The organism is Candidatus Edwardsbacteria bacterium (genome assembly GCA_031082425.1).
In the GTDB taxonomy this organism is placed as follows: Bacteria; Edwardsbacteria; AC1; order AC1; family EtOH8; genus UBA2226.
In genome coordinates this window covers 1-604 of sequence record JAVHLB010000022.1, presented here as the reverse complement: position 1 = coordinate 604, position 604 = coordinate 1, and the positions used below count along the sequence as shown (strand labels likewise).

Annotated in this window: 1 protein-coding gene; it reads left to right on the top strand. The window is 56.1% G+C overall.

All coding sequences use genetic code 11. The features are described 5' to 3' along the window. On the top strand, positions 1 to 604 hold a 604-nt coding region (locus RDU76_11930; protein ID MDQ7799630.1), incomplete at both ends, for a hypothetical protein.

The following is a 604-nucleotide window of genomic DNA, read 5'->3' as shown; positions in this document are numbered from 1 at the left end:
TCTTACGTGATCCAGCTGGATACCAACAATAGCTTCGCCTCGCCCATCATCGAAGATACCACAAATACCCTGCTGGATAGCTTCAACTTGTCGGAAGGTCAATACTACTGGCGGGTGATGGCCTACGATGCGGCCGGGAATTTTGGGACCTATTCGGCCTGCCGGACCTTTGGGATAGACACCACGGCTCCGGACATCCAGTATGTCACGGTTCTGACCGACGATCCCAGCGCACCCTACGGCCCGTACGAGGTGACAAGCAAGGTATATGACCTGAGCGGCATCAAGTCTGCCTATATGTTCACCCAGTTCAACGGAGGAGCCTGGGACAGTACGGCGATGTTCACGACAGCTGACTCTTTAAGGGACAGCATACCGGAGATAAATCCGGCCACCGACGAGACCCTGTCGGTCAGCTATTACCTCAAGGCAACCGACATGCTGGACCACCAGAGCATAAGCAGTACTTATAGCTTCAAGGCCATCGGGCCCTCGGGGGTGGCGGGCAATCCGTCATCTGCTCTGCCGGCCATTTATGCCCTTAACGGCGCCTATCCCAACCCGTCAAGGGGGCAGACCACTTTCAAATACCAGCTGCCCAGGG